At 60.7% G+C, this 12765-nt stretch carries 13 protein-coding genes and 1 pseudogene; 11 read left to right on the top strand and 3 right to left on the bottom strand.

Features of this window, described 5'->3' with window-relative positions; all coding sequences use genetic code 11:
• Positions 1-360 (top strand): annotated as a pseudogene (locus EGJ27_RS21195) (threonine dehydratase); the annotation flags it as partial.
• A gap of 97 nt (positions 361-457) precedes the next feature.
• On the top strand, positions 458-886 hold the full coding sequence (locus tag EGJ27_RS21190; protein ID WP_125832702.1) for a DUF2269 family protein: 429 nt from the start codon (positions 458-460) through the stop codon (positions 884-886).
• A gap of 6 nt (positions 887-892) precedes the next feature.
• On the opposite strand, the gene EGJ27_RS21185 is transcribed toward EGJ27_RS21190, so the two are convergent.
• Positions 893-1549, bottom strand: a complete 657-nt coding sequence (locus EGJ27_RS21185) for an HAD family phosphatase (protein WP_125832701.1) — start codon at positions 1547-1549, stop codon at positions 893-895.
• A gap of 142 nt (positions 1550-1691) precedes the next feature.
• Between EGJ27_RS21185 and EGJ27_RS21180 the strand changes: the two genes are divergently transcribed.
• Positions 1692-2171, top strand: a complete 480-nt coding sequence (locus EGJ27_RS21180; RefSeq protein ID WP_002555745.1) for an RNA pyrophosphohydrolase — start codon at positions 1692-1694, stop codon at positions 2169-2171.
• A gap of 21 nt (positions 2172-2192) precedes the next feature.
• A complete protein-coding gene (gene ptsP, locus EGJ27_RS21175; RefSeq protein WP_125832700.1) occupies positions 2193-4472 on the top strand; it encodes a phosphoenolpyruvate--protein phosphotransferase in 2280 nt (759 codons plus the stop codon).
• A gap of 26 nt (positions 4473-4498) precedes the next feature.
• On the opposite strand, the gene EGJ27_RS21170 is transcribed toward ptsP, so the two are convergent.
• Complete coding sequence (locus EGJ27_RS21170) at positions 4499-5023, bottom strand: DUF962 domain-containing protein (protein ID WP_125832699.1); 525 nt, start codon at positions 5021-5023, stop codon at positions 4499-4501.
• Positions 5024-5132: 109 nt separating this feature from the next.
• Between EGJ27_RS21170 and EGJ27_RS21165 the strand changes: the two genes are divergently transcribed.
• Positions 5133-5843 (top strand): Crp/Fnr family transcriptional regulator, encoded by a 711-nt coding sequence (locus tag EGJ27_RS21165; protein ID WP_125832698.1) that lies wholly within the window; start codon positions 5133-5135, stop codon positions 5841-5843.
• Between the two features lie 6 nt (positions 5844-5849).
• Here the strand turns inward: EGJ27_RS21165 and EGJ27_RS21160 are convergent, their stop codons facing one another.
• Positions 5850-6827, bottom strand: coding sequence for an AraC family transcriptional regulator (locus EGJ27_RS21160; protein ID WP_125832697.1), 978 nt, complete (start codon positions 6825-6827; stop codon positions 5850-5852).
• Positions 6828-7209: 382 nt separating this feature from the next.
• On the opposite strand from EGJ27_RS21160, the gene EGJ27_RS21155 reads away from it, so the two are divergent.
• From EGJ27_RS21155 to EGJ27_RS21130, 6 genes are all read left to right on the top strand, one after another.
• On the top strand, positions 7210-7791 hold the full coding sequence (locus tag EGJ27_RS21155; RefSeq protein WP_125832696.1) for an alpha/beta hydrolase: 582 nt from the start codon (positions 7210-7212) through the stop codon (positions 7789-7791).
• Positions 7792-7878: 87 nt separating this feature from the next.
• Positions 7879-8805 (top strand): sigma 54-interacting transcriptional regulator, encoded by a 927-nt coding sequence (locus EGJ27_RS21150; protein ID WP_125832695.1) that lies wholly within the window; start codon positions 7879-7881, stop codon positions 8803-8805.
• 166 nt (positions 8806-8971) lie between these two features.
• A complete protein-coding gene (locus EGJ27_RS21145; protein ID WP_125832694.1) occupies positions 8972-9754 on the top strand; it encodes a MetQ/NlpA family ABC transporter substrate-binding protein in 783 nt (260 codons plus the stop codon).
• Between the two features lie 215 nt (positions 9755-9969).
• Positions 9970-10866, top strand: a complete 897-nt coding sequence (locus tag EGJ27_RS21140; protein ID WP_125832693.1) for a TauD/TfdA family dioxygenase — start codon at positions 9970-9972, stop codon at positions 10864-10866.
• 14 nt (positions 10867-10880) lie between these two features.
• Entirely contained in the window at positions 10881-11762 is an 882-nt protein-coding gene (locus EGJ27_RS21135) for an ABC transporter ATP-binding protein (RefSeq protein WP_125832692.1), read from the top strand.
• 130 nt (positions 11763-11892) lie between these two features.
• Complete coding sequence (locus tag EGJ27_RS21130) at positions 11893-12759, top strand: ABC transporter permease (RefSeq protein WP_125832691.1); 867 nt, start codon at positions 11893-11895, stop codon at positions 12757-12759.
• The last annotated feature ends 6 nt before the right edge of the window (positions 12760-12765 follow it).

Genomic DNA, 12765 nt, shown 5'->3' with positions numbered 1-12765 from the left:
ATTGCCAGCCTCACGGCTCAGGGTTTCCCGGTGCTGGACCTGACCGACAACGAGCTGGCCAAGCTGCACATCCGCCATATGGTCGGCGGGCATGCCGAGCGGGTAAACGATGAAGTGGTGCTGCGCTTCGAATTCCCCGAACGACCGGGTGCGCTGTTCAACTTCCTCAACAAACTGGGCGGGCGCTGGACCATCTCGATGTTCCACTACCGCAACCATGGCGCGGCGGATGGTCGGGTGGTGGCCGGGCTGGTGGTGCCCGAAGAAGAACGGCATCTGGTCGGCCAGGCGCTGGACGAAATCGGCTACCCGCATTGGGACGAAACCCATAACCCGGCGTATCGGCTGTTTTTGGGGTGACCACGCAATTGTGGGGAGCGGACCGGGCGGCGCTCCTACAGGTGCTGTGGGGCTTGGCCTAAACTCAACATTGCTCAAATCGAGAGGATTACCGCGGATGGAATACGTCACCGCGCTGAACACCCTTCACATTGCCGCCATGGTGCTGTTGCTGCTGAGCGGACTCAGTCTGGCCGGTGGGTTTATCAAGGTTCGGCTGGAAGGGGACACGAAGGTGCAGAACCGATTGCTTTATCGGCCCTTGCTGTTCGCCTGGGTATTGATGGCGGTATGCCTGGCGATTCTGCCGTTCAGCGGCTGGTGGCTGGTGCATCTGACCGGCCTGTCGCTGGGCCAGACGTGGGTTCTGGGCAGCAGCCTGATCTACACCGTCGCGATTTTCAGCTGGGTCTGGCTGGTGATCAGGCTCAACCGGCTGCGAATCGGCGCCACCACGGGCAACGCCCGATTCACCCTGGCGCTGGCGGTTGTCAGTGCCGTGTGCTTCGTGGCGATGGCCGGCCTGATGGGCTTCAAACCGGCCTGAACCGCATTACGCCCGCAGGGTGATGACCGGCCAGCCACGGCGCTCGGCCTCGGCGCGCAGTTTCGGGTCGGGATCGACCGCCACCGGGTTGGCGACCTGCTCCAGCAAGGGCAGGTCGTTCATCGAGTCGCTATAGAAATAGCTGTCTTCCAGATTCAAGCCATTGTCTTCCAGCCACATCTGCAAGCGCGTCACTTTGCCTTCACGGAAGCAGGGTACGCCTGTGGTCTTGCCGCTATAACGCCCGTCGATCATCTCGCATTCGGTCGCCAGCAGGGTATCGATGCCCAGGCGCTCGACGATAGGCGCGGTGACGAAACGATTGGTGGCGGTGATCACCACCAGCTTGTCGCCGGCCCGGCGATGCTTGTCGATCAACTCCAGCGCCTTGGGCAGGATGATCGGTTCGATGCAGTCACGCATGAAGTCGCGGTGCCACTCATCGAGCCGGGCCATTTCGGTACGGCCCAGGATTTCCAGGGTGAAATTCAGGTAATCGGTCAGGTTCAACGTGCCGGCCAGGTAGTCCTGGTAGAACTCGTCGTTACGGGTCTTGTAGGTCGCGGTATCCAGAATGCCGCGTTCGCACAGGTAATCACCCCAGGCGTGATCGCTGTCGCCGCCCAGAAGCGTGTTGTCGAGGTCGAATAAAGCCAGACGCATGCGGTTACTCGCTGAATTATTTGAAGAAAGGCGTGAAGAATACGAGGTTTTCACAAGTCTTCACATAAGGTGCGAAGCCTCGTTGCTGGTTTGATCGCCTTTGTGGAACAATGCGGCGACATGCGTTTGCGAGGTTGTTGCCGTGATCGACCCCGATGGTTTCCGTCCTAATGTCGGGATTATTCTGACGAACGATGCTGGTCAGGTCCTATGGGCTCGGCGTATTAACCAAGATGCCTGGCAGTTTCCACAAGGTGGTATCAACCCCCAGGAGACGCCGGAAGACGCGCTTTACCGTGAGCTGAACGAAGAAGTCGGGCTCGAACGACATGACGTGCAGATCCTCGCCTGTACCCGGGGCTGGCTGCGCTATCGTCTGCCGCAACGACTGGTCCGCACTCATAGCCAACCGCTGTGCATCGGCCAAAAGCAGAAATGGTTTCTCCTGCGCCTGATCTCCAACGAGCAGCGGGTGCGGATGGATTTGACCGGGAAACCGGAGTTCGATGGCTGGCGCTGGGTCAGCTATTGGTATCCGCTAGGCCAGGTGGTGACATTCAAGCGCGAGGTGTATCGACGCGCACTCAAAGAGCTTGCCCCGCGCCTGTTATCGCGCGACTGACACGGAGTTCGACCCCGAGCCATGCTCAATACGCTGCGCAAGATCGTCCAGGAAGTTAACTCCGCCAAGGATCTGAAGGCGGCGTTGGGCATTATTGTGCTGCGTGTAAAGGAGGCCATGGGCAGTCAGGTCTGCTCGGTGTACCTGCTCGACCCGGAAACCAACCGTTTCGTGCTGATGGCGTCGGAGGGCTTGAACAAGCGCTCCATCGGCAAGGTTAGCATGGCGCCGAACGAAGGCCTGGTCGGCCTGGTCGGTACCCGCGAAGAACCCCTCAACCTCGAACACGCCGCAGATCACCCCCGTTATCGCTACTTTGCCGAAACCGGCGAAGAGCGCTATGCATCCTTCCTGGGCACACCGATCATTCACCACCGTCGTGTGGTGGGCGTACTGGTCATCCAGCAGAAGGAGCGGCGCCAGTTCGACGAAGGCGAAGAAGCCTTCCTGGTCACCATGAGCGCGCAACTGGCGGGCGTCATTGCCCACGCCGAAGCCACCGGCTCGATCCGCGGTCTGGGTCGCCAGGGCAAGGGCATCCAGGAAGCCAAGTTCGTGGGTGTGCCCGGTTCGCCGGGCGCGGCGGTCGGTGTCGCGGTGGTCATGCTGCCACCCGCCGATCTTGAAGTGGTGCCGGACAAGACCGTCCACGATATCGATGCCGAGCTGGCGCTGTTCCAGAACGCGCTGGAAGGTGTGCGCAGTGACATGCGCACCCTGTCGGCCAAGCTGGCCACGCAGTTGCGCCCCGAAGAGCGCGCGCTGTTCGATGTTTACCTGATGATGCTCGACGATGCGTCGCTGGGCAGCGAAGTCACCAACGTCATCAAGACCGGCCAGTGGGCACAGGGCGCACTGCGCTCGGTGGTCAACGAACACGTCAAACGTTTCGAACTGATGGACGACGCCTACCTGCGCGAACGTGCCTCGGACGTCAAGGATCTGGGCCGCCGACTGCTGGCGTATCTGCAGGAAGAGCGGCAGCAGGCGCTGGTCTATCCGGACAACACCATTCTGGTCAGCGAAGAACTTTCCCCCGCGATGCTCGGCGAAGTGCCGGAAGGCAAGCTGGTCGGTCTGGTGTCGGTCCTGGGTTCGGGCAACTCCCACGTCGCGATCCTGGCCCGGGCCATGGGTATCCCTACGGTCATGGGCCTGGTCGACTTCCCTTACTCTAAGGTCGATGGCATCGACCTGATCGTCGACGGTTATCACGGTGAAGTCTTCACCAACCCCAGCGACATCATGCGCAAGCAGTTCACCAAGGTCGTGGAAGAAGAGCGTCAGCTCTCCCAGGGGCTGGATGCCCTGCGCGAACTGCCGTGCGTGACGCTGGACGGGCATCGCATGCCGCTGTGGGTCAACACCGGCTTGCTGGCCGATGTGGCCCGCGCCCAGCAGCGCGGCGCGGAAGGGGTCGGCCTGTACCGCACCGAAGTGCCGTTCATGATCAACCAGCGGTTTCCGAGCGAAAAGGAACAGCTGGCGATCTACCGTGAACAATTGGCCGCGTTCCACCCGCTGCCGGTGACCATGCGCAGCCTGGATATCGGTGGCGACAAGGCGCTGTCCTATTTCCCGATCAAGGAAGAAAACCCATTCCTGGGCTGGCGCGGTATTCGCGTGACCCTCGACCATCCGGAAATCTTCCTGGTCCAGACCCGCGCCATGCTCAAGGCCAGCGAAGGTCTGAATAATCTGCGCATTTTGTTGCCGATGATTTCCAGCACCCACGAAGTGGAAGAGGCGTTGCACCTCATTCACCGGGCCTGGGGCGAAGTGCGCGACGAAGGCACCGACGTGCCGATGCCGCCGGTGGGCGTGATGATCGAAATCCCGGCTGCGGTCTACCAGACCCGCGACCTGGCGCGGCAGGTGGACTTTCTGTCGGTGGGCTCCAACGACCTGACCCAATACTTGCTGGCCGTGGACCGCAACAACCCACGTGTCGCCGATCTCTACGATTATCTGCATCCGGCTGTGCTGCAAGCCCTGCAAAGTGTCGTGCGCGATGCCCATGCCGAGGGCAAGCCGGTCAGTATCTGCGGTGAGATGGCGGGTGATCCGGCGGCAGCGGTGCTGCTGATGGCGATGGGGTTCGACAGCCTCTCGATGAACGCCACCAACCTGCCCAAGGTCAAGTGGATGCTGCGCCAGATCAACCTGAGCAAGGCCAAGGAACTGCTGGCGCAATTGATGACCAACGACAACCCGCAGGTCATCAGCAGTTCGCTGCAACTGGCCCTGAAAAACCTGGGCCTGTCGCGCATGATCAATCCCGGCTCAGTCAAAGGCCATTGATCGCCGGCCGTGGCGCCTGGCTTGGGTCAGGCGGCCGCCTTGCGCACATTGCGCCCCACCGGTCCCACCCGCTGTTCGATTGCCTGTTGCAGCGGCTTGCGCATCCCCATCAGGAACGCCAGCTCTGCGGCCACGAACAGCGGGCCAATGATCAGGCCCGACACATCGTCGATGAACGCCGGTTTGCGGCCTTCGTAATAATGACCGATGAACTGAATCATCCAGCCGGCCACGAACAGCCCTGCACCTGCGCTCAGCCATAGCATTGTGGTCTGTTGCGCCAGAAGCGCGCCTGCCCAGACGCATAGCGACAGGAACAGGGCCATGACCACCCCCAGACCAAGGTCCAGACGCAGGTAGAACATCGTTGACGCCAGGGCCACCAGCAGGGCCGGCGAACCCCAGAGACCGCCGATGTCCCAGCCGGGGCGCGACAGTAATACCGCGACGGCCAGCACAATCATGGGGATGCCTATGAAGTGAGTCACGATGTTGCGTGAGTCCCTGTGGTAGGACGCGTATTGAGCGAGATGATCGACGAGGTTTTTCATTATTATCCTGCCAGCGATGATCGGTCGGCGATTTCCGTGTGGGGTGTAGCAATGACACCTGTAGAAAAACGTTAGTAGAAACACTGCTTGTGCAACAAAGGGACAGAACATGACGAATGGAGTTTTATGGCGGTCTCGGCTGCTCACCGATTACTGGTTTTCCCATCTGCCTGCCGGATTGCAGGATAGCTTGCTGGAGGTGGCGCGCCAGCGGCGCAAGACTCCCGGCAAGTTACTGTTCTGCAAAGGTGACGCGCCATGCGGAATTTACGCATTGCTGGAAGGGTCGGTGCGCGTGGGGCGTGCCGACGACCAGCGTCTCTCGCCCCGCGTCGAGTACGTTCGTACCCCGTTCTGGTTCGGCGAAGTGTCGTTGTTCGACGGCCTGCCGCGCCGGCTGGACGTCGTTTCACTGGACCAGACGATCTTTCTCCACATCGCCCAGGCAGACCTGCTGGGCATTCTCGAGAACAATCCGGAGTATTGGCGCCCGCTGGCGGATCTGCTGAGCCGTAAGCTCGGTCTGCCGCTGCTGCGTCCGGAGAAAATGCAGACATTGTCCGCCAAGGCCCAGGTCGCCTGGCGCCTGTTGCTGCTGTGCGAGGGCTATGGCGTGCTGAGCCACGCGCGGCGCCTGATCCGCCTGGACGAAATCGACGCGAACGCGGCGCTCTCGATGGCGCGACCTGCGTTGCTCGACGTCCTCAACGACTTGCATGAGCGCAAGATCATACGGCTCGGCGCCGAACAGCTGGAGGTGTTCGACGTCGAGCGGTTGCGCAAGGCGGCGAATGTCCTGAAGGCACGCATGACGGGTTAGTACGGTTCAGCGCATCAGGTCCTGACGGTACTGGCTGGGGGTCAACCCGGTCCAGCGTTTGAACGCCCGGCTCAGGCTGTCGGTGTCGGAGAATCCCAGCAGATAGGCGACTTCACTGAGCGAGCTGTGCGGATCGCTCATGTGCAACAGCGCCAGGTTCTGGCGACACTCGTTGAGCAGCAGGTCGTAGCGGCAGCCTTCATCGGCCAGGTGTCGTTGCAGGCTGCGGGTGCTCAGACTCAACGCTTCGGCGATGCTCTGCGCCGTGGGTTCGCCTTCGGGCAGCAGGGTTTCGATGGCTGATCGAACGCGCTGCTCCCAGATCAATACCGGCGGTCGCTCGCTGTCGTTGTCCAGCGTCAGGCTGTCGTCGAGGTGGCTGTCGAAGCCGGTACTGGCGAACTCCAGCATGTTGCACGCCGCCGAAAAAAACAGCGGTGCGCGGAACAGGTCCTGCCAGGGCCGTGGGTCGGCAGGCGCCTGACGTTGCAAGTGGACCGCCAGCGGCGCATAACTGCGGCCCAGACGATTGCGACAAGTGCGCAGGTAGATCGCCGCGAAGGCATCCAGCACTTCGTCGGCCTGCAGCCTGGCCGTGGGCGCGCTGAAGCGGAACTCGTAACGGTCGCCGACCCGTTTGAAGGTCAACGCCAGCGAGTCTTCGGCCATGGCGTGATAGCGAACGATGCGCTCGAACACTTCGCGCAGCGAACCACTGGCCACCAGGGTGTAGCCCAGCGCATGGAAAGTGGTCGGGCTGACGAAACGCGAAACCCGCAGGCCCAGCGCGGGATCGCCGCTGGCCTGCACCGCCAGTGCCCAGAGCTGCAGGGTGGCATCGCAGGCAAAGGTGGCATGCGGGTCGTCGGCCTGGGCAGGATCGATCCCGGCGGCCACGCAAAGCGCGGTGCTGTCCAGAGTCAGTGCATCGAGCTGTTTGCACAATGCGCGCGTCCAACTGGCGAGGCTGCTTGGCTCAGGCATGCGATAACCCGTCCTGTCACAGATTCGGTCAATTTCGGGCAACTCCGTCGCCCGGCATCACGTTCGGAGAATGAAAGCTTTTATGACAGTAGTGCAAGTCTGGCCTGACTGACTGCACAGCGGGTGGATAACACCCTTACTCTGCGCCGGCTCGCGTGTAATGAATATGGCCCGGTTCCGTCGTATTTTTGTAACGCCGCACGATTACTCTTTGCCCCGTAAGCGATTTTTATCAAGGGCTACTCCTCTTAGGCAGGGAGTGGCCCTCTTTTTTGCCTGGCATATTCCATTAGGAAATTAACAAATAGCTTCTTATTCCTTAGCGAATATAAGTTCCATCCCTATACTGGCCTCATGAACGCGCATGCAGGAGGCGAACCCCATGCACAACGAACCGATCCGCTATCTGATCGTGCCAGGCTGGCAAGGCTCGCCCGACGATCATTGGCAAACCCATTGGCAGAATAGCCTGCCCAACAGCGCGCGGGTGGAACAGGCCGACTGGCTCAAGCCGCGTCGCGAGGACTGGATCGGTGAATTGCAACGGACTATCGCCGCCGACAGCTCGTCGGTGATTCTTATCGCCCATAGCCTTGGCTGCGTCACCGTTGCCCATTGGGCGCAACTGGCTCCGCTGGAAACGCTGCGTCAGGTACAGGGCGCCTTGCTGGTCGCGCCTGCCGACGTCGAGCGACCGAATTGCCCACCGGCACTGCGCAATTTCGCGCCAATCCCGGCCGACCTGCTGCCGTTTCCTACGCAAATCGTCAGTTCCGATAACGACCCGGCCGTCAGCACCCAGCGGGCGCTGGAAATGGCCCGCAACTGGGGCGCCGAGACTGGAATTCTCAGCCAGGCCGGGCACATCAATGTGAAGTCCGGACACCAGCGCTGGGAACAAGGGTTCGCCTACCTGTATCGCCTGCAAAACCGTCTGGAGCATCACGCGCGTCGCCGAGCCTGATCCGGCGGCCGCCTTCTCGTCAGGCTCCAGAGCCTGTTGTTTTACCGTTACGTCCGAATCTGGCCAGGGTTCGGGCGGGAGTCTGTCATGAGCCTGCACGAAACCTTCGGTCAACCCTTGCTGACCTTTCCCGACGCCGAAAAAAGCCCGCTGAGCATCCGTGCCAAGGCGTTGGTGTTCATCGACCCACGTTCACGACAGTTGCGTGCCGAAATGGAGCAACTGGCGCCCCGTTCGCTGCCGGTGCTGATCCGTGGTGAATCCGGGACCGGCAAGGAACTGCTGGCGCGACATATCCATCGAGGCAGCGACCGGACCGGGCTGTTCGTGTCGGTCAATTGCGGCGCCATCAGTCCCACTTATGCCGACGCCGAACTGTTCGGCCATGCGGCCGGCGCTCACAGCGGCTCGATCAGCAGCCGCGCCGGCTGGTTTGGTTCGGCCAATGGCGGCACGTTGTATCTGGACGAGATCGGCGATCTGCCGCTGCCGATTCAGGTCAAGTTGCTGGCCGCATTGGAAACCCATGAAGTCACCCGCGTCGGGGCGCATCAGCCCAGCCCGGTCGATGTACGGCTGGTAGCAGCGACCAGTATCGATCTGGCCCAGGCGGTGGCCGCCGGCAAATTCCACGACCGGCTTTATCACTATTTGAGCGAGGGCCGGCTGGACCTGCCGGCCTTGCGCGAGCAGCCGGGCAACATTCTGCCGCTGGCCGAGTATTTCGTGGGCATCTACAGCCAGCGCCTGAGCCTTTCGGTTCCGCTGATCAGCGACGCGGCGCAAAGCGCGCTGGAGGCTCATGACTGGCCGGGAAACACCCGTGAACTGGAGAACGTCATTCATTTCGCGCTGCTGGTCAGCAGTGGTGACGAGATCCTGCCCGAGCACCTCAACCTGCCCGATAACGCCAGCTCACTGGCCAGTATCGAGCGTCAGGCCCGGCGCGTGGTGGCGACGGCTGACGCGCAGCAGATCCAGGCGCTGCGGCAGTTGCTGGAATCGCTGGTCTGAGGGGTTGGATAAAGGCATAAGCATCTGCAAAAAAAGTATTTTCTTGGAATAAAAAATACCGGTAATGTCCGTGCCACGCCGCGGCCTCTTTTCAGAGGCGCCGGCACACCTGTTGATCGGGCGTCATGGTTCATGACGCTTCGGGATTTTTCGCTAAGGACATTAAATGAAAAAGACGTTGTTGATGACCGCTCTGGCGGCTGCGTTCTCGATTGGCCTGGCTCATGCCGGTGAAAAACTGGTCGTCGGTGCGACGCCTGTTCCCCACGCTGAAATCCTGAAGCTGATCCAGCCGACACTGGCCAAGGAAGGTGTCGACCTGGAAATCAAGGAATTCACTGATTACGTGCAGCCTAACGTGCAGCTCAACGAGAAGCGTCTGGATGCCAACTACTTCCAGACCAAGCCTTATCTGGACGGTTTCAACAAGGGCAAGGGCGCCAATCTGGTGACCGGTGTGGGCGTTCACGTAGAACCGTTCGGCGGTTACTCCAGCAAATACAAGACTCTGGCTGACCTGCCGAAAGGCGCAACCATCGCCATTCCTAACGAAGGCAGCAACGCCGGCCGTGCGCTGCTTCTGCTGCAGAAGGGTGGCCTGATCACGTTGAAAGATCCGACCAATGCTCTGGCTACGCCGAAAGACATCGCGACCAACCCTAAAGGGCTGAAATTCCGTGAACTGGAATCGGCCGTATTGCCGCGTGCACTGAGTCAGGTCGACCTGGCCATGATCAACACCAACTACGCGCTGGAAGCCAAGCTCAATCCGAAAAAGGATGCGCTGATCATCGAGGGCGCTGACTCGCCTTACGTTAACTTCCTGGTCACCCGCGAAGATAACGCCAAGAGCGATGCCATCGAAAAACTGTCCAAGGCGCTGACCAGCCAGGAAGTGAAGGATTTCATCAACAAGAAGTACGACGGCGCGGTACTGCCGGCGTTCTGATTGCGGCTGGATGAATAACATGAAATAGCGCCGGGGATGAACGTCCCTGGCGCTTTTTTGCGTAACGTTCTTGTTGGAGCGCCGCCCGGTCCGCTCCCACAAATCCGCTAGCTCAATCAGAGCTATGCATATGCATTAACGGTATTTAAATTCCGTTTCTTATATCTATAAAGTCTCTGCTCTCAGTCACTCATTGTTCTGGAGTCGGAGTTCTCATGCCAGCAGCCTCCCTCGCTTCATTGTCGTCTCAAGCTCAAGGCCAGCAGTTCGATGTGCGTCCATTCACCGGAAAGGTGGGCGCGGAAATCGTGGGACTGGATCTGTCCAGACCGCTGAACGACGCCGACTTCGCCCGCGTGCATCAGGCGCATCTGGACTACCACCTGATCGTGTTTCGCGATCAGGTCATCACGCCCCAGCAGCAGATCGACTTCAGCCGCCGTTTCGGCGTGTTGCAGATCCACGTGCTCAAGCAGTTCCTGCTCGCCAATCATCCAGAGATCCTGATCGTCTCCAATATCGTCGAGAACGGTCAGCCGGTGGGCTTGGGCGACGCCGGTAAATACTGGCATTCGGATCTGTCCTACAAGGAACTGCCAAGCCTGGGTTCGATGCTGTACGCCCAGGAGTTGCCGAGCGAAGGCGGCGATACATTGTTTGCCGACATGCATCTGGCCTGGGAAACCCTGCCGCAACATTTGCGTGACGCCGTGCAAGGTCGCAAAGCAGTGCACAGCTACACCGCACGTTATGCCGAAGGCCACAACGCCGCGAGCTGGCGGCCGACCCTGACGCCGGAGCAACTGGCCCAGGTCGTGGAAGTCAGCCATCCCATCGTGCGGACCCATCCGGAAAACGGCCGCAAGGCGCTGTTTGTCAGCGAAGGCTTCACCACCCGCATTCTCGATATTCCGGAAGACGAGAGCCGGCAGATTCTCAGCGAGATCTACGCCCACAGCGTGCTGCCCGAACATATCTATCGCCATCAGTGGCAACCCAACGACATGGTGTTCTGGGACAACCGTTCGCTGATCCACCTCGCTGCCGGTTGCCCGGCCCACCTGCGACGCAGATTGCATCGCACGACCATCCAGGGCTCCGCGCCGTTCTGAATCGGGAGAGTTTCATGAATGCTGTAGTGCAAAGCCACACGGCTAGCCACGCAACACATCCGCCAGAGGCCATTCAGCATGCCACTGAAGCCTTGTTGCAGGTCCAGGGCGTAAGCCTTGAATACCGCACCCCGGAACGTGTGGTGCGGGCGACCCATCAGGTCAGTTTCGAGATCGATCCGGCTGACCGCTTCGTGCTGCTCGGGCCTTCCGGTTGCGGCAAATCCACCTTGCTCAAGGCCGTGGCCGGTTTCATCCAGCCCAGCGAAGGACAGATTCGCCTGGCCGGCAAGCAGGTCAAGGAGCCAGGCCCGGACCGCATCGTCGTGTTCCAGGAGTTCGACCAGCTGCCGCCGTGGAAGACCGTCATCGAAAACGTGATGTTCCCGCTGCTGGCCTCGCGCACGCTCAAGCGCCCTGAAGCGCTGGAGCGAGCGAAGTATTACCTGGAGAAAGTGGGCCTCAGTGCCTTCGCCGACGCTTACCCGCACACCTTGTCCGGCGGCATGAAAGCGCGGGTGGCCATTGCCCGTGCGCTGGCGATGCAACCGAAAATCCTGCTCATGGACGAGCCGTTCGCCGCGCTCGATGCGCTGACCCGCCGCAAGATGCAGGAAGAGCTGCTGGAATTGTGGGACGAAGTGCGTTTCACCCTGTTGTTCGTGACCCACTCGATCGAGGAAGCGCTGGTGGTGGGTAATCGCATCCTGCTGCTATCGCCGCATCCGGGGCGCGTGCGGGCTGAAATCAACAGCCATCAGTACGACTTGCAGAGTCTGGGTGGCGTCGGCTTCCAGCACACCGCCCAGCGTATTCACCGCCTGCTGTTCAATGAGGAAGAGACCGGGCAGGGCGAGCAAGAGCTGAACTTCCAGGATATTCGTATCGCTTACTAACACCCCGATTTCTCTGTAGCCGCGAGCGTGCTCGCGAAGGCGTCGTGTCTGTTCATGAATCTGTCACTGATAGATCGCCTTCGCGGGCAAGCCCGCTCCTACAGGCTATTGCCAAGTCGAGATTCAGACCATGAGCCTTTCCCCCCCGATTCGCGAAGAATATGAAGTCGCGCTGGAGCCTTTCACCCAGGAAGATCTGGCGCGAGACATCCCGCTGGTGCAGCGCGTCTGGCAACTGGGCTGGGTGCGCAAGAGCGTGATCATGATCGCGCTGGCGGTGCTCTGGGAAGCTGCCGCGCGCCTCCAGAACAACGACCTGCTGCTGCCCAGCTTTCTGCAAACCGCCGCCGCTTTCTACGACGGCCTGATTACCGGCGAGCTGCCGGGCAAGGTGTGGATTTCCCTGACCGTGCTGATCCAGGGCTACCTGATCGGCATCGTGCTGGCATTCGGGCTGACCACGCTGGCGGTATCGACCCAACTGGGTCGTGACCTGCTGGGCACGTTGACCGCGATGTTCAACCCGCTGCCGGCCATTGCGCTGCTGCCGCTGGCGTTGCTGTGGTTCGGCCTGGGCCAGAACAGCCTGATTTTCGTGCTGGTGCACTCGGTGCTGTGGGCACTGGCGCTCAACACTTATGCAGGTTTTCTCGGGGTCTCGGAAACCCAGCGCATGGCCGGGCGCAACTACGGCCTCAAGGGCCTGCGGTTCGTCTGGCACATCCTGATCCCGGCTGCACTGCCTTCGATCCTTGCCGGTTTGAAGATCGGTTGGGCCTTCGCCTGGCGCACGCTGATCGCCGCCGAATTGGTATTCGGCGCTTCGTCGGGCAAGGGCGGCCTGGGCTGGTACATCTTCCAGAACCGCAACGAGCTGTACACCGACAAGGTGTTTGCAGGTCTCGCCGCCGTGATCCTGATCGGTCTGCTGGTGGAAAACCTGCTGTTCGCCAACATCGAACGCCTCACGGTCAAGCGCTGGGGAATGCAGCGCTGAGCCGGA

It is taken from the genome of Pseudomonas sp. v388 (assembly GCF_003935425.1).
GTDB lineage: Bacteria > Pseudomonadota > Gammaproteobacteria > Pseudomonadales > Pseudomonadaceae > Aquipseudomonas.
This window is presented reverse-complemented; position numbering and strand designations above follow the sequence as displayed.